General features: G+C 61.6%; 22 protein-coding genes and 2 pseudogenes. 17 read left to right on the plus strand and 7 right to left on the minus strand.

Going from position 1 to position 24,757, the window contains the following annotated elements; genetic code table 11:
• Positions 1–55: 55 nt before the first annotated feature.
• On the minus strand, positions 56–1,933 hold the full coding sequence (locus QZ648_RS11765) for a hypothetical protein (RefSeq protein ID WP_291997147.1): 1,878 nt from the start codon (positions 1,931–1,933) through the stop codon (positions 56–58).
• A 435-nt stretch (positions 1,934–2,368) separates the two neighbouring features.
• Here QZ648_RS11765 and QZ648_RS11770 point away from each other — a divergent pair, with 435 nt between their 5' ends.
• A complete protein-coding gene (locus QZ648_RS11770) occupies positions 2,369–3,811 on the plus strand; it encodes an IS1380 family transposase (RefSeq protein WP_169068687.1) in 1,443 nt (480 codons plus the stop codon).
• A gap of 749 nt (positions 3,812–4,560) precedes the next feature.
• On the opposite strand, the gene QZ648_RS11775 is transcribed toward QZ648_RS11770, so the two are convergent.
• Positions 4,561–4,683, minus strand: coding sequence for a hypothetical protein (locus QZ648_RS11775; protein ID WP_291997148.1), 123 nt, complete (start codon positions 4,681–4,683; stop codon positions 4,561–4,563).
• Between the two features lie 259 nt (positions 4,684–4,942).
• On the opposite strand from QZ648_RS11775, the gene QZ648_RS11780 reads away from it, so the two are divergent.
• Positions 4,943–6,145, plus strand: a complete 1,203-nt coding sequence (locus tag QZ648_RS11780) for an IS4 family transposase (protein ID WP_291997240.1) — start codon at positions 4,943–4,945, stop codon at positions 6,143–6,145.
• Between the two features lie 160 nt (positions 6,146–6,305).
• Here QZ648_RS11780 and QZ648_RS11785 read toward each other — a convergent pair whose 3' ends face one another.
• Positions 6,306–6,758 (minus strand): sigma factor-like helix-turn-helix DNA-binding protein, encoded by a 453-nt coding sequence (locus QZ648_RS11785; protein WP_291997149.1) that lies wholly within the window; start codon positions 6,756–6,758, stop codon positions 6,306–6,308.
• Between the two features lie 309 nt (positions 6,759–7,067).
• A complete protein-coding gene (locus QZ648_RS11790; RefSeq protein ID WP_291997150.1) occupies positions 7,068–7,955 on the minus strand; it encodes a replication protein RepA in 888 nt (295 codons plus the stop codon).
• Positions 7,956–8,968: 1,013 nt separating this feature from the next.
• Here QZ648_RS11790 and QZ648_RS11795 point away from each other — a divergent pair.
• The 4 genes and pseudogenes from QZ648_RS11795 to QZ648_RS11810 all read left to right on the plus strand — a co-directional run.
• Entirely contained in the window at positions 8,969–9,385 is a 417-nt protein-coding gene (locus tag QZ648_RS11795; protein ID WP_291997151.1) for a hypothetical protein, read from the plus strand.
• Positions 9,386–9,617: 232 nt separating this feature from the next.
• Positions 9,618–11,492, plus strand: coding sequence for a conjugative transfer system coupling protein TraD (traD, locus tag QZ648_RS11800; RefSeq protein ID WP_291997152.1), 1,875 nt, complete (start codon positions 9,618–9,620; stop codon positions 11,490–11,492).
• On the plus strand, positions 11,489–12,106 hold the full coding sequence (locus tag QZ648_RS11805; protein WP_291997153.1) for a DUF4400 domain-containing protein: 618 nt from the start codon (positions 11,489–11,491) through the stop codon (positions 12,104–12,106). Before traD ends, QZ648_RS11805 begins: the two co-directional genes overlap by 4 nt.
• Before the next feature lie 580 nt (positions 12,107–12,686).
• A pseudogene (locus QZ648_RS11810) lies at positions 12,687–12,908 on the plus strand (ISAs1 family transposase); the annotation flags it as partial.
• 267 nt (positions 12,909–13,175) lie between these two features.
• Here QZ648_RS11810 and QZ648_RS11815 read toward each other — a convergent pair.
• The 3 genes and pseudogenes from QZ648_RS11815 to QZ648_RS11825 form a co-directional block, all read right to left on the minus strand.
• Positions 13,176–13,691 (minus strand): annotated as a pseudogene (locus tag QZ648_RS11815) (transposase); the annotation flags it as partial.
• A gap of 135 nt (positions 13,692–13,826) precedes the next feature.
• Positions 13,827–14,234 (minus strand): cytochrome c, encoded by a 408-nt coding sequence (locus QZ648_RS11820; RefSeq protein WP_291997241.1) that lies wholly within the window; start codon positions 14,232–14,234, stop codon positions 13,827–13,829.
• 101 nt (positions 14,235–14,335) lie between these two features.
• Positions 14,336–15,496 (minus strand): c-type cytochrome, encoded by a 1,161-nt coding sequence (locus QZ648_RS11825; RefSeq protein ID WP_291997154.1) that lies wholly within the window; start codon positions 15,494–15,496, stop codon positions 14,336–14,338.
• A 227-nt stretch (positions 15,497–15,723) separates the two neighbouring features.
• Between QZ648_RS11825 and QZ648_RS11830 the strand changes: the two genes are divergently transcribed.
• From QZ648_RS11830 to QZ648_RS11880, 11 genes are all read left to right on the plus strand, one after another.
• Positions 15,724–16,404 carry a heavy metal response regulator transcription factor gene (locus QZ648_RS11830; protein WP_169068346.1) on the plus strand — a complete coding sequence of 227 codons (681 nt, stop codon included), beginning with the start codon at positions 15,724–15,726 and terminating at the stop codon, positions 16,402–16,404.
• Positions 16,405–16,406: 2 nt separating this feature from the next.
• On the plus strand, positions 16,407–17,810 hold the full coding sequence (locus QZ648_RS11835) for a heavy metal sensor histidine kinase (RefSeq protein ID WP_169068347.1): 1,404 nt from the start codon (positions 16,407–16,409) through the stop codon (positions 17,808–17,810).
• A gap of 319 nt (positions 17,811–18,129) precedes the next feature.
• Positions 18,130–18,558 (plus strand): MerR family DNA-binding protein, encoded by a 429-nt coding sequence (locus QZ648_RS11840; protein WP_169068348.1) that lies wholly within the window; start codon positions 18,130–18,132, stop codon positions 18,556–18,558.
• 218 nt (positions 18,559–18,776) lie between these two features.
• Positions 18,777–19,385 (plus strand): HD domain-containing phosphohydrolase, encoded by a 609-nt coding sequence (locus tag QZ648_RS11845; protein ID WP_169068349.1) that lies wholly within the window; start codon positions 18,777–18,779, stop codon positions 19,383–19,385.
• A complete protein-coding gene (locus QZ648_RS11850; RefSeq protein ID WP_291997155.1) occupies positions 19,382–19,693 on the plus strand; it encodes a DUF2933 domain-containing protein in 312 nt (103 codons plus the stop codon). Before QZ648_RS11845 ends, QZ648_RS11850 begins: the two co-directional genes overlap by 4 nt.
• Positions 19,690–20,370: an isoprenylcysteine carboxylmethyltransferase family protein gene (locus QZ648_RS11855; protein WP_291997156.1), complete on the plus strand. Its 681-nt coding sequence runs from the start codon at positions 19,690–19,692 to the stop codon at positions 20,368–20,370. The genes QZ648_RS11850 and QZ648_RS11855 overlap by 4 nt, the downstream gene beginning before the upstream one ends.
• On the plus strand, positions 20,367–20,705 hold the full coding sequence (locus QZ648_RS11860; RefSeq protein ID WP_291997157.1) for a cytochrome c: 339 nt from the start codon (positions 20,367–20,369) through the stop codon (positions 20,703–20,705). Before QZ648_RS11855 ends, QZ648_RS11860 begins: the two co-directional genes overlap by 4 nt.
• A 78-nt stretch (positions 20,706–20,783) precedes the next feature.
• A complete protein-coding gene (locus tag QZ648_RS11865) occupies positions 20,784–21,773 on the plus strand; it encodes a YncE family protein (protein WP_248595619.1) in 990 nt (329 codons plus the stop codon).
• Positions 21,774–21,844: 71 nt separating this feature from the next.
• Entirely contained in the window at positions 21,845–24,265 is a 2,421-nt protein-coding gene (locus tag QZ648_RS11870; protein ID WP_291997158.1) for a heavy metal translocating P-type ATPase, read from the plus strand.
• Between the two features lie 43 nt (positions 24,266–24,308).
• Entirely contained in the window at positions 24,309–24,488 is a 180-nt protein-coding gene (locus QZ648_RS11875; RefSeq protein ID WP_291997159.1) for a DUF2933 domain-containing protein, read from the plus strand.
• Between the two features lie 71 nt (positions 24,489–24,559).
• Positions 24,560–24,742 carry a YHS domain-containing protein gene (locus QZ648_RS11880; protein WP_169068354.1) on the plus strand — a complete coding sequence of 61 codons (183 nt, stop codon included), beginning with the start codon at positions 24,560–24,562 and terminating at the stop codon, positions 24,740–24,742.
• Positions 24,743–24,757 lie beyond the last annotated feature (15 nt).

The raw sequence follows: 24,757 nt of genomic DNA on the forward strand, positions 1-24,757 counted from the left end.
ACTCAGTCTGCGTTTCGCCCGCGGACGCCCCGTTCCCATGAAAATTCCACATCGCTTACGCTGCAGCCATACGGGGAGAAAGGATTTCACCGAGTTCCTCGATCGACTCCTCGAGTCCGACCACCCCCTTGTCAAGGCTACCAATGGCCTTCGCAAGATGCTGATCCATCGTCCGGTGGAGCTCGGCAACCTCGTTGGAGTATTCGGTTACGCCCTCGAGCATCGACGCCACGGTGCTCTTCAACGCGGCGGCCGTTTCAACAACGGTTTCCTTTAGCTCTTGGCCCATTGCCTCTTGCAACGATGCAACTCGTTTCGAGTACTCGTCGACCCCCTTCGCAATTTGCGCGGCAGCGCCCTGCAAATTCACGACCGAGGCCTCGATGTTGTCCTTCATGCGCTCCATGGTTCGCTCAGAGCTTGCGATGGATTCATTCAAGACTGTCGCGACCCGCTCGACCGCTCCGAGTGTCTGAGGCATTGCGTCCTTGACGGCCTGAATCACGCCACGCTGTTCATGCGAAAGTTCTTCAATGCCATCGAGGGCGTTGAGGACGGCACCTGCGACACGTTCGAGCCCCTGCATCGCTTCACCCAGCCCAGTCGACACCCCGTCGAGTTTCCCGATTGCTCCATCCATGCTCGCCAAGGCTCCACGGAAGAAGTCCGCGCCCTGTTCGCCGAGTTTTGCAGCGTCGGAAATTGATAGGTCGAGATCGTTCAAGGCAACCTTCAGCGATTGCGCCGCAGCCTCAAGATTGGCTGCACCAGTGCCTAGGCCCGCAGCAACCGCCTCAACTCGCGCGACCAGATCGGTTCCCGCGCGATCCAGCGCCGCGACGGCAGTTTCCGCTCCACGACCAATTGCATCGCCAGCACCGTCCAGTCGGCTCGACAGTGCAACCAAGGTCTCACGCAACTGCGTCATTTCGCTGTCGGTAGCCTTCTTCAGAGTGGCGCTGAAGTCCTCCATCATGCGCTCCAGCGCTTCCTGATTCATTGTCCCGATCTTGTCGCTCAGCCCTTCAATGGCAAAGACCAGCTTGGACGTCATGGCCTCCATCTGCGGACTGAACGCTTTCGTGATTGCGCCCGCAAGCGATACCGCAAGGTCGGTCTCGAAGCGCTTAAAGGTTCCCGTTTGCTCGCGCGATTCGTTCAGCAATTCCTCCGTCAGCGCCCCCAAGTCGGTCGAAACCTCAAGGTGCTTCGTGCTGCTCTGATGAATATCCCGTGTCGCATTGAGCTGGGCGAACATCACCATCTCGCCCCCACTTACCGGCACGAGGACTCCAAGACGTTCGAGCACCAGTTCAATTTGCCGATTGAGCTCTGCCATCTTCCGCTTGGATGCGAACGTCCAGGAAATGGACGCAATCAGGCCAGCCAGAGAGGTCAGGAATTTCGCACCGGCAGTACTCAGCAGGCCTCGCGTCGCGTTCAAAAGATCGGCTTGCTGCCCCGCCTGTTCCCCTAACGCGGACGTTGCGTGGGTCAACGCGACCGTCAAAAAGAAGAAGGTAAAAGCCAGACCGACGCCAACGAGAAGATTGGGGACTGCCTCTGCAAGCGGCAGGTTCATCTGATGTGCCAGCAGTCGCTGCGCAGACCAAATGTCACGCGGAGCACCGAACATCACGTGAATACGTTGCCCGCCGTGCGGCAGCGCGATTACACGCCCGGTAGTTTCCTGCCAGGCCGGCCGAAGTGCGGGGTTGTCCTTCACCGCTTCCTTGGCTCGCTCATTTGCCGCTGACCACATATCGGCCTGCGTGGAGAGTGCCTCGGTCAGCTTGCGCAGCCCCTGCACAAGAACGGCAATGCGCGGGCTGAACCACCCCCAGTAGCCCAGAGCCGCTGAAACCACTATGCCTACGGCTATTACCCCGACAACATTGGCATGCCCACTCGCGATCTGTAACCAGCTGCTCACTTGGCTCTCCCCGTTTTACCTCATTTACCGCACTTCAACTTGGCGCCACCCCGCCACGCAGATCGGTGGAATATACCTTTCAGGTAGTACTCTTGTGTAACTATACGACCAACAGGATCCCGAATGACATTGCCTATTTTGCGCCGAGGAGAGATCGCATCCGACGAGCGGAGACTCAGAAGACCCTCATCGTCCACCGCGTGCGTGTGCACACGACGTTTCCATGTATCACCCCCGAGGTTTGTAGACTCCCTTGAGGAGTGCTTTGCTTCTCTTAGCGGATAGATTTCTGAGTGGAGCCAAGTGCCAGCTTTGGCCTAGGAGTTCGCATCGGCTGTCCGACAGGTCTCCTAGCCTGGATGTTGCATAAAGAGGGCGAGTAAGCACGTAAACATTTGATACAATTGGAGTTCTATAGAAACCAGTTCGTAAAAAATGCCTACCACTACTCGCCCAGCCTTGGATTTTACCCCGGAACAACTCCACCTCCCGCCCGCTGCGGGCTTCACGGTTCGCGCCGATTTCAGCGCCGGTGAGGTGTCCTCGGACCTGGGCGCCTTGGTGCTGAGCGCCGTCGATCGTCGCATCGGCCTGATCGATCGCCTGACCGGGGCGATTGCCGATTCCCGCGATCCTCGTTACATCACCCACCCGCTGCGCGATTTGCTGACGCAGCGCGTCTTTCAGATTGCCTGCGGCTATGAGGACGGCAACGACGCCAACGCCCTGCGTCATGACCCGCTGTTCAAGCTGGCAGCCGGGCGGGCACCGCTCGATGCCGAGCAGGCGCTGGCCAGCGGTGCCACCTTCTCGCGTCTGGAGGGCGCCGTGCGACGAAGCGACATCTACCGACTGGCGCAGGCTCTGGTCGAGCAATTCATCGCTGGCTACGCCGAAGCGCCGCGCACGATCACGCTGGATCTGGATCACACCGACGATGCCACCTATGGCCAGCAGGCCCTGTCTTTCTACAATCACCACTACGGCCACCACTGTTACCTGCCCTTGTTGGTGTTCGAGGCCCACTCCGGCGCTCTGGTGAGCGCCGTCCTGCGCCCCGGCAAACGCCCGACCGGCGCCGAGAACGCCATGATCATGAAGCGGGTGCTCACCGTGTTGCGGCGCCACTGGCCGCAGACCCATATCCTGCTACGTGGCGACGGCCATTTCTCCAATCCCGAGTTGATGGCGTTGATTCAGGCCGATGGCAATGCAGATTTCATCTTCGGCCTGGCCGGCAACCCGGTCCTCACGCGCCAGGCCGAGGGCTTGATGAAGAACGTGCGCGCACACGCCGCCTTGAATCGGGCGCTGGCCGCCCGGGGCCTGCGCCCGGCCGCCGCGGCGGTGCGCCATTTCGGTGAATTCGACTACCAGGCGCGCTCCTGGCCGCGCGCCTTCCGGGTGGTGCTCAAGGCCGAAGTCCTGACCGGTAGCGCGATCACGCCTGCCAAGGACAATCAGCGCTACGTGGTCACCTCCTTGCGTGGCCCCTCGCCGCGGACGCTTTACCAACAGGACTACTGTGGCCGCGGCCAGGCTGAGAATTTGATCAAGCAAGTGAAAAGCGATCTGAAATCGGATCGGACATCCGCTTCGTCCTTCCTCGCCAACTTCGCTCGCCTGCTGCTGAGCGCCGCGGCCTACGTTCTGCATCAGCAACTGCGCCACCTGGGGCTGCAAGGCACGCCGTTGGCGACGGCACAGCCCAAGACCGTCATCCTCGCGCTGTTCAAGATCGCCGTCCGCGTCAAACAGTACAAGGACCGGGTGCTGCTGCAGCTACCCAGCAGTTGCCCGCTCAAGGGGCTGCTGGCACAGCTCTGCAAGAGGCTTTACCCCGCCAAGCGGATGCGCCCCATGCCGGCTTCGCCATGAACACGCCACGTCTGGCCCACGAGAGGCAGCCACCCACCCTGACCATCAACCACTTCTCACGCTTCTCCCCGCTTGCGGGGTCGGGGGAACTATCGCCTGGAAATCGAAAAATGCGTAGTCAAGCCCCGGGGGAGGCACAGGGCAGCGTTTGTGCAACATCCGGGCTAGCATAGCCGTCGCTTGAGCGGCGGCTATGCCCGATGGGCGACCGGCAGAAGTTGGCCGTGTCGAGACAGTGCAGGCATCAAGTTGCTTGCCGAATTCCGGACATTCAGCCGCGTCACGGAACGCCTTGGCTATTCAAATTGGATGACCCCCTCGACCGGCAGGTTGTGGCCGGTTGCCGACCGACGCTATTCTGCGCCCACCGGCTGCTTACCGCCACGTAGCGGCCGGTCAGGCGAAGAAAGTCACGTGCGTAGCCGAATGACCGCTTTCGGCTGATCGCTGCAGGTCAACGTTGGCGTTTGAGAAAAATCGCGACCGTTTCTTCTTGGCCGGCTGCCGACCGACGTCATCCTGCGCCCACCGGCTGCTTTGCGCCACGTAGCGGGCGGTCCGACAAAAAAGTGAGATGCGCAGCCGAGTGACCGCTTACGGCTGATTGCTTCAAGTCAAGGTTTTTAAGGAAAGTCGCGGCCGGGTGCTCCTGACCGTGACCCGGCCCGTGTCGATCAGCGTTGCGGGGTGCTACTGCTATTCTCTCCGTCCGAAATCCACACGGTGGCGCAACCGATGGCCGAGAGCTCTCACGCGGTTGGCGACAACGCCATCTTGATGCGTTTCAAGCCAACATCGACGGTTTCCGCTAACTTGGCCACGCTTGGATCGTCGAAGGGCTTTTCTACCGTCCATTCGCAGAAAGAAGCCATGAGCGCCGCCCGTTCGACGGAGAGCCGTGAGTCGGCCAGACCAGATTCGATAATGGGGATGAGCGCTGCGGCGGCCCTGAGGCGGTTGATTTCCGGGGTTGAGGGCCAATCCTCTCAACTTAGCATAAATGCATAGTTCCGACCGCGGCTTGAATGCTGCCCATTTTCATTGCATAATTGCGCTGTAACGTATTGTTTATAAAGGGTAATTGTATGACGCCCTTCATATGCTAAAGTAATTAACGGGCTTGCCAACTATCTGTTTTCACAGGAATTATTGGAAAACGCCCGTCTCAAGCCGCAGTATTTCACCCGCAACCGCACGCTCAGCTTCCCAACCGTCCTGACCTTTTTGCTGTCGGGCGTACAGGGTGCGGTCCAAGGCGAACTGGACCAGTTCTTTGCCAACTTGAGAAATCGTGCGGACTCGGTCCGCTTGGTGAGCGCCCAGGCTTTCTGCAAGGCGCGCTACAAGATCGGTGCTTTGGTGTTCGGTGACGTCAATCGGAAGTTGATGGAACTGGTCGAAGCGCATCTGCCGGTGCCGCGATGGCAGGGTCTGCGGATAGTGGCGAGCGACACCGCGGCGGTCCGGCTGACGACGATGAAAGACGGGGTACGTTCGATCGTCACGGGTGCGGCGTTTGGCCTGTACTTGCCAGGAATTGAGATGTTCCTTCACTTCGCGTTGCAGCATGGCGCGTGTGACGAGCGCCAGATGCTCTTCGAGGTGATCGAGCGGCTGCAGGTCGACGACCTGCTGGTCCTTGACCGCGGCTTTCCTTGCCGCTGGCTGGCGGCAGCACTGACCGCACGCGGGATCCCTTTCTGTATTCGCTGTGACATGTCCCGTGGATTCAGGGTGGTACGTGAGTTCATGCGCTCGGGGCAAAGCGAGCAGTTGGTGATCCTGCGTGCGCCGAGCGCGCGCGATGCGCAGGACTACGAGTGCCCGGCGACGCCGACAACGGTTCGCCTGGTGCGGGTGGTTACGCCGAACGGGCGGCAACATGTGGTGATGACTTCGCTGCTCGACGCCGTCGCGTTCCCGGCGGCCGTCTTTGGCGCTTTGTACCACGGCCGTTGGCGGATCGAAGAAGCATTTCGCCGGCTCAAACATCGCTTGGGACTCGAACATACCTCCGGCTTGTCCTGGCAAGCGGCCAATCAGGACTTCGGTGCCAAGGCCGTCTTCGACAACCTCAATGCTTTGGCCGCCTACGTCGCCACCGACGCGCATCTGGACCCCGATTCGCCATGGAAGATCAACCGTACCTTGGCGATCGACAAGATCAAGCGCCAGATCGGCCGTTGGCTGCTCGCCGCCGGTGCGACGACGCGGCGATTGAAGCCCCTCATTCACGAGATCGCCGCCAACCTCCAGAAGTTTGTCGCCGGCCGCTCCAAACCTCGACCGCCGCAGCGAAAACCGCATCGGTATCACGCCTACAAGCCGGTATGACGAAATGCTAAGTTGAGAGGATTGGGTTGAGGGGGGTGGCTGTTTGGACATTCCATCATTTTAGCGAGGAGCAACGCCCTCGGCTACGGTGTGCCCATCATCAACCATCACACTCGTTTCCGTCATCGCTCCGCCGAACGAGGTTCTTGGGCTACCCGGCTCAGAGCCCTTCGTCGGGCGCGCTCGGGTTGCGGCTGAGGCTACGCTTGCGCGTCAAGGCAAGGATTTCCAGGAGAGATGCCTCAACCGCATCCCGATGTCTCGAAGCCCGACACTTCAGGCGTGCGCGCTCTTCCAGCTGCCTGACGCGCTCCCTCGTGACGCCAAATTCATCGCCAACTTCCTGCAACGTGGCTACGTCGCCATCCAGCCCGAGGCGGCGGGACAGGACAAGGAAGTCCCGGCTCCCAGTCCGAAGGCCCTGAAAGCAGGTGCTCACCGCGTCGACCACCCGGTCGCAGGCTTCAGCGGCGGCGTGTTCCCGGAAGTGTCCGATCTCCTCTGCGCTCGCGCCAAGTCGTTCGAGCAGGACGCTGAGTCGAGCGTCCTCACCATACACCGCGGCCAACAAACCGTTCACCGCTGTCACTCGCTGCCGTAGATTGGCCGCCATCGCCCTTGAGTCCTTGTCACCTTGGTTGTGCAACGCATGGCGTTGATCAGCCGCACTGGAATCACCCCGTCTATCGGTTCGTTCTTGTGCTCGCCGCAGACCGCATCGAATGCCGGCGCGGAGTTTGTGCCACGCATGACGATTGTAGTGGGCGACAGAGCGTCGTCAAGACGTGTTGCTCCGTGAGGCTGGAGCCCTGCCAGGTCCTCCCATCGCCAAGCTTTCCGATTGCCCGGGCGACTGGAACGACTCGCAGCAGCGCGCGGCGAAGAAGGGTGTTTCGATCGAAAGGGTGCCGAATAATCAGGCCTACAGCGAAGACAACCGAGCCCCGCCGGTATGGCGAATATGCAGGCGACTGGCCATCACCAGGAGCCCCGGTTTCTCGGCCGTGACGTCGGCCTCCGGGTAGAACAGCAAGGTTTCCTCCAGCCGCTGGAGAAAGCGCTTCTTGAAGTCCAACAAGCCGCGTGGGGTATCGCTGTAGTCGGCGCCGAATTGCCGCTTCAACGACTGCCAGGGGATGAGGGCACTGGGGTGACGGGTGACGCGCAGGACAAAGATGCGGTAGACGAGCCAGGAGTAGATGTCCATCGCCAGCGGCGACTGGGAGAGCGCGTGCAGCACACGCATGTCGATCGGCACCGGCGACTCGGTGATGTTGCGAAAGAACGCCCCCGATAGCTTGAGGGTGCTCTTCCAGCGCCTCTGGTCGTCAGGCCGTTCGGGATCCCAGAAGAAAAAAGCCTCGTCGGCGATCGCCATGTTTTGCAGACAGAATCGCCCCTGCCTTTGAAAGACGATCGACAGCACCGAAGAAAACAGCTTCATGGACTGCTCGCGCAGCCGCTGCCCATCGCGGCCATCGGTTCGCATGCCGAGCTTGTGCAGGAACTCTTTCTGGCTTCTTCCAAGGTCCAGCCGCGGGCACTTCGTCTTCACGGCTTCGGTGCAGATCCATGCCAGAACCAGCCGGGGAACCGTGCCGAAGGGCAGGCCGATTTTCGGGTCGGCGATAATCGAAAGAGACACGGCACCGCTCGTCCGCTCGAAGGATGACACGCCGGGGTCGGTGTGCGGCAAGGTGGTCTGAACCAGCGCCTGGCCCATGAACGCGAGCGACTCGGCATCGACCTCGACATCGCTGATCTCGGAAGCGATGGACATCAGCTTGTCAGGGCGCGCGACCCTGGTCACGGGAATACCGCTCCCTGGATGCCGGAGGGAACGTGGGGCCGCCGGGATGGAATCGTGAGAAGGGGGGATTGGGGGCTGGTTCGCATGCCGTCACTGTTGCACCCTGCCGGTCCTCGGTGCAGGCGAAAAGCGTCCAGAAAGGTGACTTTTCGGACGCAAGGAGCGGGAAGACGGCAGATCGCGAAGGGCAGGGCGCCTCGCAGCGACGGTGCGCGGCAGCCTGAATCGGTGTGGAATCGGACGATTCGAAATCCACAGTCGAGATTCCGGGTGGTAACGGTGCGTTTGGTGGACGCTGAAGCTGATCGTTTGCCGCGCGTGGGCCATACGCGCAGCGAGACGTCTTGCGCGGTGGTGCCGTTACGGCCTCTCAGGCAGCACGCTGCACGGTGACCGTTTCACACCCTGCAAAACCCTGCCGCGGTGAGGTACCGATCTGGCTATCCCCGCCTGATTGCCACGACCGCGGTTTTTCTCCTGGCAGGCCGCTTTTCGTTTTTTTTTGCCCTTTTCGACCTCGATTCCGCTGCACGTCACTCGGCGCGTGGGTCCTTCTGCGGCTCGAACGGAGCGGCGGCAGGTAGTTATCCACAGGCGCGACCGCCCCTTACTTGTAAATTACTTGAATTTACTTGTTTACTACTTGTAGACCCCCCTCAAAGCCTTGCCACGCAAGGCCTGTAGCCGAGGTCGTGAGACAGGTTTCACGTCGTTATGAGACAGGTTTCACGTTAACTGAGACAGGTTTCACGTGGATAACTTTTCCCCTCCTCTGGAAGCCCCTTGTAGCCTGGGTTTGCGGCGAATGGCGTTTGAGACAGGTTTCACGTGGATAACTTCTCTGAAGGGCGATTTCTGTGGATAACTTTTTCCGAAAAGCGGCCCAAAAGGACGCTTTTCGGGGACTTGCATTTTTTCAGGCATCCGTAGAATCGTTCTGGATAGCGTCCCGATCGGCGCCGCTCGCGGTGGATCGGAAACGTGGCGGGGCGCTCATTACGGAGGAGGAGAACATGCGCAACGAACAATCCGGACTGATCACATCCCTGGCGTCGCACTGCTGGCGCCTCTTGAGCCTTCGTGGCGACTGGAAATCCATGCCGGATTCGGCAGGCTTCGTCTGGCTGGCCATGGGCGCGACACTTCTCGGCGGCCTGACGGAACAGCTCGTCAGGGGCCGGTCGCTGGACGTAGCCGTTCTCAGCGCCGTGGTCTGGCTGGGATTCATCCTCGCCGTGTCCAGACACGGCGGAATTTTCAATCGTCGGTTCGCCGGCGCTCTCGCCCTGCTGTCGATCGGAATCGAGGGGCTGCTGGTGCTCACGATCTGGATTCCGGCGGCCGAATGGCCGGTAGCGATCTGGGCTGGCGTTGCCGTCATGCACCTGCTTTTCCAGGCCAACGATGCGAGTGCGGCGGCAGGGCGCTGACGCCGGTTAGCATCGAGCGCCGTTTGCCTCCGATGAAAACGCCGGTCATCGACCTCAGTGCAATGATGCGCACAGGATCGGGCGGCCAGTTCCCTGAACCGCTGCTTCTCAGGGATGAGTGCGACGCCGATCGCTGGCCCGACCTGGATCAGTCCATCGCCTTAGCGGGGCCGACGAGTCAGCCCGACCATACGTTTGATCCGGCGAAGCGGGTCATGGCACACGCCCAAACGTGCCACAGAAGAAAGCGTGCCGGCCATCCGTCGGCGCCATCGTCGAGCAGCGCATGATGGCCGTCTCGTCTCCCTACGACTTCGAGGTTCCGTGGCGCCCCAATTTTGAAGCCAAAATGGCGCTGGTCTGGGCGCTCGCGTCGTCCCTGATCATCGCCTTCTCCTGGGAGGTTCCGTTGTTCTCCCAGTTCTCGGCGCTGCTCGCCGTCGGATGTGCTCTCGCCGCGGCTTGTCGCGGTTACCAGGCCTACCAGCGGCTGCTGGATGCCTCGCGGCTGCGCTCGTTCGGCAAAGCGTTCATTGATCTCGGGGAACTCCAAAAGAAGGCTCACCAGGCCGCTCAACGGCAGGCGCTCTGGCTGGGAACAGGGTTTCCCTGGACCGACATCGAGGCGAGCAAGCTGCATACTCTGATTTCACTCGGCGTCGTCAGAACGCTCGGCAAAGCCGCCCAACAGACCGAGGGCGCGTACTGGGTCCACGGCCTCGCTCCCGAAAACGATCTCTATTCGGAACTCGCCCATCTGGTCGGGCACACCCTGATCGTCGGCACCACCCGTGTCGGCAAGACCCGCCTGTTCGATCTGCTCATCGCCCAGGCGATCTTCCGCGGCGAGACGGTGATCATCATCGACCCGAAGGGCGATCATGCGCTCGCCAGGAATGCCCGCGCCGCGTGTGAAGCCAGTGGGGCAGGGGAGCGCTTCGTGTATTTCCATCCGGCGCATCCCGACCGATCGGCGTGTATCGATCCCTTGCGCAACTGGAACCGCAAGACCGAGTTGGCCAGTCGTGTGGCGGCGTTGATCCCCTCGGAAACGGGCGCCGACCCGTTCACCGCCTTCGGCTGGAAAGTGCTCAATGACATCACCAACGGCATGATTGCCACCGGCCATCGACCCAATCTGGTGCAGCTGCGACGGTACGTCGAAGGTGGACCCGAGAGCCTCTTGCAGCGGGCGTTGAAAGTTCACTTCACCCGCCAGGTGAAGGACTGGGAAAGCCGGGCCGCGTCCCATATCCGGCGCTACAAGGATCGGCAGCTGGAAGCCTACATCGCCTTCTATCGGGAGATCGCCATCCATGAAGCGCAGTCCGTGGATCTCGATGGCTTGATCTCGACCTACGAGCACAATCGCGAGCACTTCCAGAAGATGGTGGCGTCGCTGATCCCGATTCTCTCGATGCTCACCAGTGACCCCCTGCAGGCGCTCCTGTCACCGGACTTCGAGCCCGGCCACGAGCGGCTGGTGACCGACATGTCGAAGATCATCCACGGCAACAAGGTGGTCTACATCGGTCTGGATTCGCTCGCCGACTCGACGGTGGGCAGCGCCATCGGCTCCATCCTGTTGGCCGATCTCGCCGCCGTGGCGGGCGACCGCTACAACTACGGGATTGATTCGCTGACGCCGGTCAATCTGTTCATCGACGAAGCCGCCGAGGTTCTCAACCAGCCGGCCATACAACTCATGAACAAGGGCGGCGGCGCCGACTTCCGGGTGACCATCGCCACGCAGACCTTTGCCGACTTTGCCAGCCGACTTGGCGACGAAAACAAGGCCCGCCAGGTGCTCGCCAACACCAACAACAAGATCGCCCTGCGCGTTCTCGATTCCGAAACGCAAAAATACCTGGCCGAAGGCATGCCGCAGATCAAGGTGCGTTCGATGGCCCTACGCTACGGACACAACGTCGATAGCCACGTGCAGGACGAATACACCGCGTCTTATCAGGAACAGATTCTGGAAGAGGAGGCAGAACTCTTCCCTGCGGCGATGCTCGGCGAGCTGCCACCGCTGCACTTCATCGCGCGCCTGTCCGGTGGCCGGACGCTCAAGGGACGTTTTCCCATCCTGCGGACGCAGCCATGAGGGCGGCGCGCACGGAGAATGCCTGGAGTACCTTCATCGCCGTCGCGCTGTTTCTGGTGATGGCGGCCACCTGGGCGTTCATTCCGCCGGCAGTGATCCGCAACGCCTGGATCGCCGAGCGGGCGGAGGTCTACGCGCTTGCCGGCAGCGGCGAGAGTGCTGTCTACGGTCGCACCCTGGAAGACCTGGAGAAATCGCTCGCTTCGGACTTCCGAGGTTTTTTCATCGGCGCCCAATCGACAGGGCAGGGGCCCTTCGGAAGTGTGGACTTCAGCGCCTGGGCGCGGGACCGGATCGTCGCGAGCTGGTTGTGGATCGGGCTGGTCGCCTACCGCCTGCAAGTGTTGATGGGATGGCTGGTGCCAGGCATTCCCTTGGTGATGGCGGCCTACAGCGATGGCCAGCTCGTGCGGGAAATCCGCAAGTATTCCTTCGTGGCCCAGAGCCCGATCCGACACAGCCTCGGGGTGCGCGTGCTATGGGCCGTTCTGGCAGGGCTTGCCGTCTGGATGATCGTGCCGTTGCCGATGCCCTCGCTGCTGCCACCCTTGTTGATCGTCTCGATCTCGTACGCCCTGTGGCTGTGGGTGAGCAATTTGCAGAAGCGGCTTTGAGGGGTGTGCGGTTCTTCGGGAACTATGGTTGTGGTGTGACGGCTGGTCGAAGGTGGCGCGTCGTGCTGCGTCGACCACGACCTGGTCATTGTCTTCGCGAAGAAACGAGACTTCTGAACGGCCGCTGCCACCTTTCAAGGGGACATTTGGCGGTGTAGCCTCTGGGCAGGTTCTCGGCCAGAGCGGTCATTGGCAGCATGCGCCGTGAGCGTCGGCTGTACTGCGCATTGCAGCCGTTCGACGGAGGGGTTCGCGGAAGAAATCGGGGCCGGCCACTCAGGGCCGGGGCCTCGTCACTGGGATGGCCTAGGTGCTTTCGTCCTACTCGGCAAGTGAACAATCGTTAGCTTCCATGAGCTTATGACAAGAGCTTGTAAACCCCTCTGTGATCAGGTCTACTCTACTCTCGTCTTTTGGGCAACCGAAATGAGTGTGATTAAATGGGAGCCAGCCTGATGTCTCTTCGTGCATTGGCAGAAAGGCATGGTCGGTGCGTTCGCTTGATGGGAGCGCTGTGAATCGAGAGGATCACGCACCGTTATGTGAGTTGCCGGGGGTGTAATTCCTCCGGCCGACTTGCCACCAACTTGACTGGATGCTCGACGTCAGCTTCGGCGAGGATGCCAGTACCGTACGCCAGGACCACGCTCCACAGAATCTTTCCCTCTTGAAGAAGATCGTTCTCAACCTGATTCGGCTGGATACTACCGCCCAGAAGAAAACCAGCTTGCGCCTGAAGCACAAGGCGGCCACCTGGGATGACGACTTCCGGGTGAAGATCATGAGCCTCATCAGGCTATGACATTCGAGTTTATAGACCCTGGACTCCGGGTGACTGCTTACTGACGAACGCTATTCATCCTTTCGACTGGTTGGAGTCGTTCGAATCACCCACCGATCGATGACCGCTTTCTGGGCAGACTAGGGAACCGCTGATCAATTAACCGTTGGTGCGTTACCTCCCGCGTGGCAGCGGATGTTTTTTCAGCCCGCCGGGATTTTGGTCAAATTGCCTGAAATTCCCGCCGTTTATACCGTTTTCGGCCCATTTCCGGGCCTTTCGTCCTATTCAGGGCGCAACTCGACCATCAAGCGCCAATAGTCCTCGCTTGGCAGTCATCAGATTGGCCAAAGCGAACAGCGTGTGCAGTTGTGCCGTGTTCTTGTCCAGCGCCTTGTAACTCACCTTCTTGTATTGGAACAGACTCTTCACGATGCGGGAGGGATGCTCGATCTTGGAACGGGTGCTGGCTTTCAGGGATTCCAGTTTATCGGTCTGCGTCACGTCCGCCTCGTTCGCCGTTTTTCCAACGGCGGTGTGCACCAGCCGGTTCTCGGCATCGACGCCAATGTGGGCCTTCTAGCCGAAGTACCACTGGTTGCCTTTCTTGGTTTGGTGCATGTCCGTGTCAGGGGCATTGGCTTCATTCTTGACCGACGGCGGGGCGGCGATAAGTGTGGTGTCGGCGATGGTGCCTTCGCGCATCATGAGGCCCGGTGCGGACAGCCCGGCGTTGACCGCTTCGAGCAGCTTCTTCGTCAGGTCATGCTCTTCCAGTAGGCGCCGAAACTGCAGCACGGTGGTCGTGAATTGCAATCTGTGGCCGCTTGGTCGTCCTCCTGATCATTGTCACGATTTCCATCGGGTCCTTCGGTACATCAAAGACGATGAATCTGGGCGCTTGGTTGTGCTCGTTCTATCCGGAATGCGGTGGTGCCCCTATTCCCTTGAAAGCGTGACGCGCGCCTGGTGGGCGCGCTGAGCTTCTGGCCAGCTACTCTTGATATAGGCAAGGCTGGCACGAATCTCTTCCTTGGCGAGTACGTTCGCGAAACCAGGCATGTCGCTGCTATAACCCGGCGGCGCGTACCGGCCCGCCTGCAGACCGTTGCTGACGATCTCGATCAGGACCGCGTCCGGGTGATGCCAGGTGTGCCCGTTGGCATCGTGTGGCGGTGCCGGCAGGCGGCCGTTTTCGCGGCGTTCACGCCAGGCCGGCTGACCTTCCAGATTTGCGCCGTGACAGCTCGCACAGTGCTCGGTATAAACGCGCTGCCCGACTGCCAGCAGCCGAGCATCATTGGTGTCGATCAGTGGCGGACTGCTCTGCCAGGTGCTCCACGCGATCGCAGCGACGAGAAAGACGACACTGGCAGCCAGCAGCGCGTGGAATACCGTGCCGTTTGATACGGCCTGCTCCCTTGGCACTGCCGAATCGACCTCTCCGCTCAATGGGTCATGCAGCCCGGGTCCATGTGTTTTGCTCCCTGGCAGCGCAGGGCGCGCTCGCTCCAGAGGCTCTTCATATAGGCGACCAGGTCTTCAGCATCGTGTGGGCTCAAGCGTCCCTCGAAAGCCACCATCCGACTGTTCGGCACTGGACTACCCTTGAGGATGGTGTTCTGTAACTGTTGATCGCTGTGGTGCCAGGCGTGCGCGGTATCGTCGAGCGCGGGCGCCAGGCCCTGCAGGCTTTTGCCGAACTGTGGCGCTTCACCTATGCCGACGGCACCGTGGCAGGTCTGGCAATTCGCCGCGAACAGCTTTTCCCCCCGTTTTTCCGCCACGCTTTCCGGTCCGCGAGCCCCGCTTATCGCCTGCCAGCTACGGCCATCATCGGCGCTGACGAAGAGTCTGCCGATATGTGTCGCGGCAAACAGACGCGGGCCATTTCGTGCCATGACCATGATCGCCTGTCCGCCGAAGCTGTTGGCCAGCGGCGTCCATGCCAATTCGGGCTCCTGTGCCTCGAGAAAACCTTGCCCGAATTGAAAACTGTAGAGCGTTCCGTCAGGCTCGGCGCTGACCATGGTCACCGGGATGCGTAGCATTGACGCTGGCCGCCATGAAGCCCCGTCGTCAGTCGACAAACGCAAGCCTTCCTCGGTGCCGGCGTACAAGCCGCTGGGCGACGCCGAGATGTTCATCAGCTTTTCTGGCGCGTCGCCGCTGCGCGTCCAGGTACGACCGCTGTCGGTACTGTGGTAGATGCCATCGGCGACACCGTACAGGCGCTTTCCGTCCGTCGGGCTGACGGTCAGCGCCGTGAAGCTGTCGGGTCCGCCCTGGCTCTGCCGTTGCCACTGGCTGCCACCGTCATCTGATCGCAGCAAACCGTCTGAGGCGCCGCTTGCGTACAGTATTTTGGCGTCGGAAGGGTCCGCAGCCAAGGCGACGAAGCCGCCATCACGTTTGACGCGCAGGCTCAAGCGACCATCCGGCTGAGCCAGGTACAGGCCCTGCTTGTTTGCCACCAGCACGCCATCGCTGCCGTTGGCCGGAGCGAGCGCGAAGATGCGACCCATCTCCGGCGTGGCGACGGCTGCGAGTGGGACGACAAACAGCAAGCCAGCGAGGTAACGGGCGGCTAATAAGGCAAATGTATTCATGGGATGTCCAGTCCTTGGTTGTTGAGACGGATAACAGGCCCCGAGGTACGGTGAGCGCAAAAATAGCGCCATCCATCTGTAGCAGAGCTGAAAACGACCATGGCAGATGATGATGCGCACGCCACCCGGTCAGGAAGCTGACATGCGGATTACATTCTCGTAATGGGCGTCAAGCGGCGCCGCAAGCAGGCACAATCTTCGCAAATACTCAGCATGGGGCGACGCACATGAAGATCCTGATTGTCGAAGATGAACCAAAAACGGGCGATTACCTGCGCAAAGGCCTGCTCGAGGCGGGTTTCGTTGTCGACCTTGCTCGCGATGGCCTCGATGGCCTGCATCTGGCGCTGACCGGTGATTACGACCTGATCGTGCTCGATGTCATGCTGCCCTCGCTGGACGGTTGGGGGGTGCTCAAAACGGTGCGCCGTAGCGGCCATGAGATGCCGGTACTCTTCCTTACCGCACGCGACGGGGTGGAAGACCGGGTACGCGGGCTGGAACTGGGTGCGGACGACTACCTTGTCAAGCCCTTTGCCTTTTCCGAGCTCCTGGCTCGAGTCCGCACTCTGTTGAAGCGCGGCCGATCGCAGGAGGCCGATACGCTGCGGGCCGCGGATCTGGAGCTGGATCTGTTGCGCCGCCGCGTCAGCCGCGCGGGCACACGTATCGATCTCACGGCCAAGGAATTCGCGCTGCTCGAGTTGCTCCTGCGCCGTCAGGGTCAGGTATTGCCGCGCTCACTGATTGCTTCGCAGGTGTGGGACATGAACTTCGACAGCGATACCAACGTAATCGATGTCGCCGTCCGTCGCTTGCGTGCCAAAGTGGATGAACCCTTCGAGCTGAAGTTGATACACACCGTGCGCGGCATGGGCTACGTGCTCGAAATACCGGAAGGCCCCTGAGCGTGCGAGGGTGGCCGATATCGCTGACCACGCGCCTGGCGCTGCTGTTCGCGCTGCTCACGGCTACCCTGTTGATTGTCGTCGTGCTGGTACAGGGATCTGCCGTCGAAGGCCATCTTCGCGAGCTCGACGATCAGGAACTGTCGGGCAAGGTGACTCTGATCAAGAACCTCTTGCACCGCGCCGAACCGTACAGAACTCTGCGGCAACGGCTTGACGATGCCTTCATCGGACACGACGCGCTGGCGGTGGTGCTACGCGACGCCGAAGGCACCGTGGTCTATGCGATCCGCCCGGCGTTCTTCGGCGAACGACCATTGGCCGAGGACGCGTTACCGGATACCCCGACGCTTTGGGATAAGGGCGGCAAGCAATACCTTGGGCTGGAAACCACCGTCGAGGCGCTTGATTTCTGGTCGCAACCGACGCGCTTGCGAGCGCTGGTGGGACTCGATGTCTCGCATCACCGGCTCTTCCTCGAACAGGTGCGCGAGCGCCTGTGGATCGACATCTACTTTGCGGTGATCGTCGCCGCCTTGTTCGCCCTGTTCGCCGCCCACCGCGGACTGGCGCCGCTGCGGCGGGTGACGGCCACCGCACGCAACTTGTCGGCCGAGGGCCTCGGCGAGCGCCTTGCCGAACGTGGCGCACCGTCCGAAGTGCGTGCGCTGGTGGTGGCCTTCAACGGTATGCTGGAGCGACTGGAATCATCGTTTCGCCGCCTATCCGATTTCTCTGCCGATATTGCCCACGAACTGCGCACGCCCGTCTCAAACCTGATGACCCAGACCGAGGTCGCGCTGTCGCATACCCGAAGTCCGGACGAGTACCGGGAGGTGCTCGCATCCAACCTCGAAGAGTACGAGCGCATCGCACGCATGGTCAGCGACATGCTGTTTCTTGCCCAGGCCGAAAATGGGGTTCTGCCGCGCTCGCTCGAAGCGGTGAACCTGGCCGATGAAGCACGGGCACTGATTGACTTCTACGAAGCGCTGGCGGAAGAAAAGGAAGTGCGCATCGTGCTTGCCGGAGAGGCGAGCGTTACTGGCGACCGCCTGATGATCCGCCGGGCGCTGTCCAATCTGTTGTCGAATGCGCTTCGCCATAGCCGCTCCGAAAGTCTCGTCGAGATCTCGATCACGGGTGAGGCTGGCCTGGCGACGCTGGCAGTGAAGAACTACGGCGATACGATTCCGTCCGATCAGCTGTCGCAGATCTTCGAGCGCTTTCATCGCGCCAGTCCAGAGCGACACCGTCACGGGGAGGGCGCCGGACTGGGGCTGGCCATTACGCGCAGCATTGTCGCGACGCACGGCGGTCGGATCGAGGTGACCTCCGACGCTGGCGTGACGACCTTCACGCTGTATCTGCCGCTGGCCGCCGCAGAACCGTCAGCGAACGCTTGAGCAGCCGGTCGTTTCGCCAGGATCTTGGTCCCACCAAAAAGCACCCATGGCATCTACGAGCGAAGGTGACTAAAACGTAATCCTGCGGTCATTTTCTTGTGGGGACCCGACTGCCACCATAGGTAAAGGTAAAGGGTGTTGCAAAGCGAGAAAACCGGCCCGTCAGACAGATGCAGGACATGGGCGAAGACCTGGTGGTCGCAGAGAGTCCGATACAGCAGACGTCGACCAACGGTAGATCCTTCTAGCGACCACTCTCTTTCCTGAACAAGCCCCTTGTGGGGCTGCTCATTTGTTGGTTCTGGACAGGAGAAGTATCGTGCAAGTCAGCGCGCTCGCAAGTCTGGTTGGCGTCACCCCGGATACCGTCCGCTATTACGCGCGTATCGGCTTGCTGGATCCAGCCATCGACGCCGATAACGGCTACCGTCGTTTCAAGAATGCCGACGTCACTCGCCTGCGCTTTGTTTTGCGCGCTAGGCGGCTCGGCTTCCATCTGGACGAAATTGCCGAGATCCTCGGCATGTCCGATTGCGGCCAAACGCCGTGCCCAGTGGTCAGAGAGATCGTCGAGCGGCGTATCGCCGAAACTCGCGAACGAGTGGCCGAGCTGCAGGCCCTGCAGGCGCGCCTGGAACAGGCGCTGGCGTTGTGGGCGGGAATGCCCAACGGCGAGCCCGACGGTCACGCCACCTGTGCGTTGATCGACGCGACCGGCGACGAGCTTCAACACACAAGCGCCGCTTGACCTATCAGTAGCTCACAGGCTCAGGCTGCCCTCTGTGAAAACAAAATGGTAAACGAGACATGGATATGACGCGAGAACACGCTGGCCCTGACCTCCACTTGATCAATGGCGGCTGCCGCGCCTGTGGAGCACCCATTACCGGCCTCTCCGTCACACGCAGCGAGGGTGGACGCTGCTGTGAATCGTGCTATCTGAATAGCCGTAAACAGGAAGTGAACATGTCTGCCCACGTCTACGAGGGTTTCGCGGAAGCACTGGTTGCAGCGCTCGATCTGCGCGAGCACGAGACCGGCCTTCATTCCAAGCGAGTGGCCTGCCACACCCTCGTCCTGGCGCGCTGTTTCACGACGGAACCCACGCGCTTGCGCGATGTGTACTGGGGCGCACTGCTCCATGATCTGGGCAAGATCGGTATCCCGGACGCCGTGCTGCTGAAGCAGGGACCGCTCGACGAAACCGAGTGGGCCGTCATGCGCGCGCATCCGGAGGCTGGCCAGCGCATCCTGATGCCAATGCCGGCCCTCGACGAAGCCGCCGAGATTGTCTTGTGTCACGAGGAGCGCTACGACGGCAGTGGCTACCCGGCCGGGCTACGTGGCAACGAGATTCCGCTTGGCGCGCGACTATTCGCCGTCCTCGACACGCTGGACGCCATGACTTCCGACCGCCCCTATCGCCGTGGCGTCGACTTCGACGCGGCGAAAGCGGAGATTGAACGCATGAGTGGCAGCCAGTTCGATCCGCTTGCCGTCGAGGTGTTCCTGCAGGAGGAAGCAACGCTGAGGGAAATGGTGACGCTCAAGTGCGGCGCCGCTCTATTGCCATGAACGACATCAGTAACGAAATCGATCAATCCGCCAAGGAGCCAGTTGTGCATCAACACGAGCATTCCGACGACCAGACATCTCGCAAACCCTCTGGAAACAGGGCCAGCCGACGCTCCGGGTGGGTGTTCGGCGGCTTCGCTGCCCTCTCGATGGTTCTCCTCGTCGTCGAGCACCGTAGCCACCTGCTTGCCTGGTTGCCGGCCTGGTGGCCCTGGCTGTTCCTGCTGGCGTGTCCGTTGATGCACGTCTTCATGCACGGCGGTCACGGTGATCACGGCGGCTCATCGAACAAGGTGGATGACAAATGAACGACCCATCCTCCTCCTACGGCCTGTGGTCGATGGTGGTGATCAACTCGGCGGTGTTCATCTTCTTCGCCTTCAGCTTCTTCAAGCCGCGCAGCAAGCGCGACTGGCGCACGCTGGGCATGTTTTCGGCGTTTGTCGTCGCCCTGTTCACCGAGATGTACGGCTTTCCGCTGACGATCTACCTGCTTTCGGGCTGGCTGGCACGGCAGTTTCCCGGTGTCGACTTCCTCGGACACGACTCGGGCCACCTGCTGGAGGTGATGTTCGGCTGGCGATCGAACCCGCATTTCGGGCCATTCCACCTGTTGTCGACGCTCTTCATCGGTGGCGGCTTCTGGCTGCTGGCAAGAGCCTGGAGGGTGCTCTACGCGGCTCAGGCGAGCGGCCTGCTGGCCACCGCCGGGCCCTACGCAAGGCTACGCCATCCGCAATATCTCGGTTTCATCCTGATCATGGTCGGCTTTCTGCTGCAATGGCCGACGCTGATCACCTTAACGATGTTCCCGATCATGATCGTGGTCTACCTGCGACTGGCACGCCGCGAGGAACGCGATGCTGCAGCGAGCTTTGGCGATGCATGGGTGTCCTACGCACAGCACACCCCGGGCTTCTGGCCGCGTTGGACATCTGGCGCAGGCGTCTCCTCACCCACATTGAAAGGCGAGGAACACCCATGAGGCGTACCACGACCGGCCTGCTGGCAACGCTGGGCGCGATCGTGGCCAGCGGCGCTGGAGCGGCCGTTACAACAGGCGAATCGACCTATCAATCCAGCTGCGTCGCCTGCCATGGTGCGGATGGCGTCGGCGTACTGCCCGGCGTCCCTGACCTGACCGCCACCGAGGGCCTACTTGCAGGCGATGACGAGGTGCTGATCAAACGTATCGCCGAAGGTTTTCAGAGCCCCGGGTCGCCGATGGCGATGCCGCCGCGGGGCGGCAACCCGAGCCTGAGCGACGAGGATCTCAAGGCAGTAGTGGACTACATGCGCAAGGAGTTTGCTGTCCGCTGAGCAATCGAGCACGCCACGCGTCTTCAACCATCGCGCCGGGGCCAACCCGGATCAACTCTTTCACCAAGGGATTTCAACATGAAAAACTATTCGAGTCTGGCCGCGACGGCCATCGTCATGGCCCTCTCCGCGCCAACGGCCTGGGCAGGCATGACCGTGTACATCCCTCTCGGTTCCGCGAACAAGGTCATTGCCGTCGACGCGGCGAGCAATCGCATCACTGCGACCTACGACGGCGTCGACAATCCGCACGGCCTGGTCGCCACCCCGGATGGTGAATACCTGGTCGCCGGCAGCTTGTCGGAAACCCCACTGCCTGCGGGCGCCGCGATGGATACCGCAAACAGCAAGCTGGCGGTGATTCATCCGGCGCACGGCCACGTCATGTCGACCATCCCGGTGGCCGGCTGGACGCATCATCAGGCGATCACTCCCGATGGCCGCTACGTGCTCTCTACACATCCCACACGCGGCGGCATCAGCGTTGCCGATCTGATCGAGAACAAGGTCGTCCACACCGTCGCCACCGGCCCGGCGCCGAACTACGCCGTGGTGACCCCAGATGGCAAGCGCGTTTACGTCAGCAACAGCGGCAATGGCACGATCAGCGAGATCGACACCGCCGACTGGAAAGTCACGCGCACCCTGGACGCCGGTGCCTCACCCGAGCACATGCTGCTGGCTCCCGATGGCAAGCGGCTGTACGTCGCCAACGCGCGCAGCGGAACGGTCAGCGCGGTCTCGCTCGAGACCGGCAAGGTCGAGCGCGAATACGTGATGGGCAAGCGCCTGCACGGGCTGGACATCAGCGATGATGGCCGCCAGCTGTTCGTCAGTCTGATCTCGGAGGACAAGCTGGTGGCACTCGATCCACAGACCGACGTGCGCCGTGTTTTGCCACTCACGCCCGCGCCGTACCATCTGGGCGCCGTGCGCGGTACCGGAAAGCTCTACGTATCCAGCCGCAAGGAACCCAAAATCTGGGTGGTGGACCAGAGCTCGCTGGAGGTGCTCGACACCATCCAGTTGCCCGGTGGCGAAGGACACCAACTGGCGATCGTGCCTTGAAGAAATAGTGCTTGACCTGTGAGCAACACACAGCTTCAGGCTGGAAGCCATACCACTTGGAAAGGATTGCCATGAACACGAGTGCAAGGTCGACCGGGCAAGGCCACGATCATCAGCCCGAGCATTCTCACAACGCGCATGGATCGCACGGCTCCCACTGCGAGCACGCGGCGGCCGAGGTCACGACGGTGAAGGATCCCGTATGCGGCATGTCTGTCGCTCTCGGGGCTGGCAAGCCGAGCTTCGAACACGACAGAAAAACGTGGCACTTCTGTTCGCAGAAGTGCCACGACAAGTTTGCCGCCGATCCCGCGCACTACCTGACAGGCGCGCACAAGGAGAAATCGCCTCCCGTGCCTGCAGGCACGCAATACACCTGTCCGATGCACCCGGAAATCGTTCGCGATGCCCCCGGTGATTGCCCGAAATGCGGCATGGCTCTGGAGCCGATGGGCGTCCCCACAGGCGACGAGGGCCCCAACCCCGAGCTGCTCGATTTCCGGCGCCGGTTCTCGATCGGCGCCGTGCTGACCGTGCCGCTGCTGATACTGACCATGGGCCCCTTCGTCGGCCTCGGCTTCGTGCGCGATGCGCTCGGCGAGCGCACCGCGCTGTGGATCGAATTTCTTCTGGCGACGCCAGTGGTGCTCTGGGCCGGCTGGCCGTTCTTCGTTCGCGGCGTCAAGTCGGTAGTCAATCGCAGCCTCAACATGTTCACGCTGATCGGCCTGGGCGTTGGCGCAGCCTATCTCTTCAGTCTGGTTGCGCTGCTGGCTCCCGACCTGTTTCCCGATGGCTTCCGCGATGCGCAGGGACATGTGGGCGTTTACTTCGAGGCCGGCGCGGTGATCATCGTTCTGGTCCTGCTCGGCCAGGTGATGGAACTTGGTGCGCGTGAGCGCACCGGCTCGGCGATCCGCGCGCTGCTCGACCTCGCGGCGAAGACGGCGCGCGTGATTCGTGCCGACGGGCGCGAGGAGGAAATTCCGCTCGAGGAAGTCGTCGTCGGCGACCATGTGCGGGTGCGGCCGGGCGACAAGGTGCCGGTGGATGGTCTGGTAATTGAGGGCCGTTCGTCGATCGACGAATCGATGATTTCCGGCGAAGCGGTGCCGGTCGAAAAGGTCGCTGGCGACGCCGTCACCGGGGCGACGATCAACGGCACCGGCTCGCTGGTCGTCGAAGCGAAGCGGGTCGGCGGCGACACCGTCCTCAGCCAGATCGTTGACATGGTCGCCAACGCGCAACGCTCGCGTGCTCCTATCCAGAAGCTCGCCGACTCGGTCGCCGGCAAGTTCGTCCCGGCGGTGATCGGCATCGCCATCCTGGCCTTCATCGCCTGGGCGATCTGGGGACCGGCGCCGGCACTTTCCTATGGCCTGGTCGCAGCGGTCGCGGTGCTGATCATCGCCTGTCCTTGTGCCCTGGGGCTGGCGACGCCAATGTCGATCATGACCGCGACCGGCCGCGGCGCGCAGGCTGGCGTGCTGATCAAGAATGCGGAAGCCCTCGAACGCTTTGCGAAGGTCGACACGCTGATTGTCGACAAGACCGGAACGCTGACCGTCGGCAAGCCGAAGCTGGTCGCGGTGCTGCCCGCTGCCGGACACGAGGAAACCGAGGTATTGCGCCTTGCCGCCAGCCTTGAACGCGGCTCCGAGCACCCTTTGGCCGAGGCGATCGTCGCCGGTGCGGAAGAGCGCGGCGTCGAACTTGCCAAGGCCGACGAGTTCGAGGCGATCACCGGCAAGGGCGTCAAGGGCGTGGTTGACGGCCAGGCGGTTGCCCTGGGCAACGCGGCGATGCTCACCGAGCTGGGCCTGGATAGCGGCGCATCGAGTGCGTTTGTCGAGGCGGCAAACGCTCGCCGCGACGAGGGTGAAACGGTGATGTTCGTCCTCATTGGTAGCGAAATAGCCGGCCTGGTGAGCGTCGCCGACCCCGTCAAGGAGACGACGCTCGAAGCGCTCAAGGCGCTGCATGCCGAAGGCCTGAAGATCATCATGGCCACCGGCGACAACGAGCGCACCGCCCGTGCCGTCGCCGGCCGCCTGGGCATCGATGAAATCCGCGCCGACGTGCTGCCCGCGGACAAGGCACGCATCATCAAGGAACTGCAGGCCACGGGCCACAAGGTCGCAATGGCCGGCGACGGCGTGAACGATGCGCCGGCACTGGCGCAGGCCGACGTCGGCATTGCCATGGGTACTGGTGCCGACGTGGCTATCGAAAGCGCCGGCTTCACCCTGGTGAAAGGGGATCTCAACGGTATCGTGCGGGCCCGGCGTCTGGCGCGCGCGACCATGCGCAATATCAAGCAGAACCTGTTCTTCGCCCTGGTCTACAACGCTGCGGGGGTGCCGGTGGCGGCGGGCATCCTGTATCCCTTCCTGGGCATTCTCGTCTCACCCATCTTTGCCGCCGCAGCGATGAGTCTGTCGTCGATCTCGGTGATCAGCAACGCCTTGCGGTTGCGCCGGGTGAAGATCTAGGCGGAGGCGTAAGGAACTGCGTCAACATTTACAGGAGAAGGTTATGGAATGGCTCACACAAAATTGGTTGTTGATCGTCTTCGGCATCGGCTTTTTTATGCTCATGCGGCGCGGTGGAATGTGTTGCGGCACGCATGGCGGACACCGGCATGGCTCAACGCCGGATAAGACGCCGGGCGAGCCCGACGGCAAGCCTGTAAGGGCGTCGGCGGCGCCAAAATAGCTTAGCCGTAGCGGCGCGCGGACGCATGCGATTTACCGCGATTTTTTTAAACTCAAGCAAGGAGAAAAACGATGAACAAGGAAGCCTCTGCCGTAGCCGGCAGGAAGCGCGACGACAAAGACCCGGTGTGCGGCAAACACATCAACCGCAATAAGGCGCATATCGTCGTCGAGCACGAAGGCCGGCAATACCTGCTTTGCTGCCCCTTGTGCCAGGCGGAGTTCGAGCGCGATCCGGCGAAGTACACGCATTGAGGCGCAGCCGGTGTC

The organism is Candidatus Accumulibacter sp. ACC012 (assembly GCF_907163155.1).
GTDB classification, from domain to species: Bacteria; Pseudomonadota; Gammaproteobacteria; order Burkholderiales; family Rhodocyclaceae; genus Accumulibacter; species Accumulibacter delftensis.

Coding starts and splice junctions, on each gene's coding strand:
- QZ648_RS11770 (WP_169068687.1), top strand. CDS start 2,369: ATGCCTACCACTACTCGCCCAGCCTTGGATTTTACCCCGGAACAACTC.
- QZ648_RS11775 (WP_291997148.1), bottom strand. CDS start 4,683: ATGGCTTCTTTCTGCGAATGGACGGTAGAAAAGCCCTTCGACGATCCA.
- QZ648_RS11785 (WP_291997149.1), bottom strand. CDS start 6,758: ATGGCGGCCAATCTACGGCAGCGAGTGACAGCGGTGAACGGTTTGTTG.
- QZ648_RS11795 (WP_291997151.1), top strand. CDS start 8,969: ATGCGCAACGAACAATCCGGACTGATCACATCCCTGGCGTCGCACTGC.
- QZ648_RS11805 (WP_291997153.1), top strand. CDS start 11,489: ATGAGGGCGGCGCGCACGGAGAATGCCTGGAGTACCTTCATCGCCGTC.
- QZ648_RS11825 (WP_291997154.1), bottom strand. CDS start 15,496: ATGAATACATTTGCCTTATTAGCCGCCCGTTACCTCGCTGGCTTGCTG.
- QZ648_RS11830 (WP_169068346.1), top strand. CDS start 15,724: ATGAAGATCCTGATTGTCGAAGATGAACCAAAAACGGGCGATTACCTG.
- QZ648_RS11845 (WP_169068349.1), top strand. CDS start 18,777: ATGTCTGCCCACGTCTACGAGGGTTTCGCGGAAGCACTGGTTGCAGCG.
- QZ648_RS11850 (WP_291997155.1), top strand. CDS start 19,382: ATGAACGACATCAGTAACGAAATCGATCAATCCGCCAAGGAGCCAGTT.
- QZ648_RS11855 (WP_291997156.1), top strand. CDS start 19,690: ATGAACGACCCATCCTCCTCCTACGGCCTGTGGTCGATGGTGGTGATC.
- QZ648_RS11860 (WP_291997157.1), top strand. CDS start 20,367: ATGAGGCGTACCACGACCGGCCTGCTGGCAACGCTGGGCGCGATCGTG.
- QZ648_RS11865 (WP_248595619.1), top strand. CDS start 20,784: ATGAAAAACTATTCGAGTCTGGCCGCGACGGCCATCGTCATGGCCCTC.
- QZ648_RS11870 (WP_291997158.1), top strand. CDS start 21,845: ATGAACACGAGTGCAAGGTCGACCGGGCAAGGCCACGATCATCAGCCC.
- QZ648_RS11875 (WP_291997159.1), top strand. CDS start 24,309: ATGGAATGGCTCACACAAAATTGGTTGTTGATCGTCTTCGGCATCGGC.
- QZ648_RS11880 (WP_169068354.1), top strand. CDS start 24,560: ATGAACAAGGAAGCCTCTGCCGTAGCCGGCAGGAAGCGCGACGACAAA.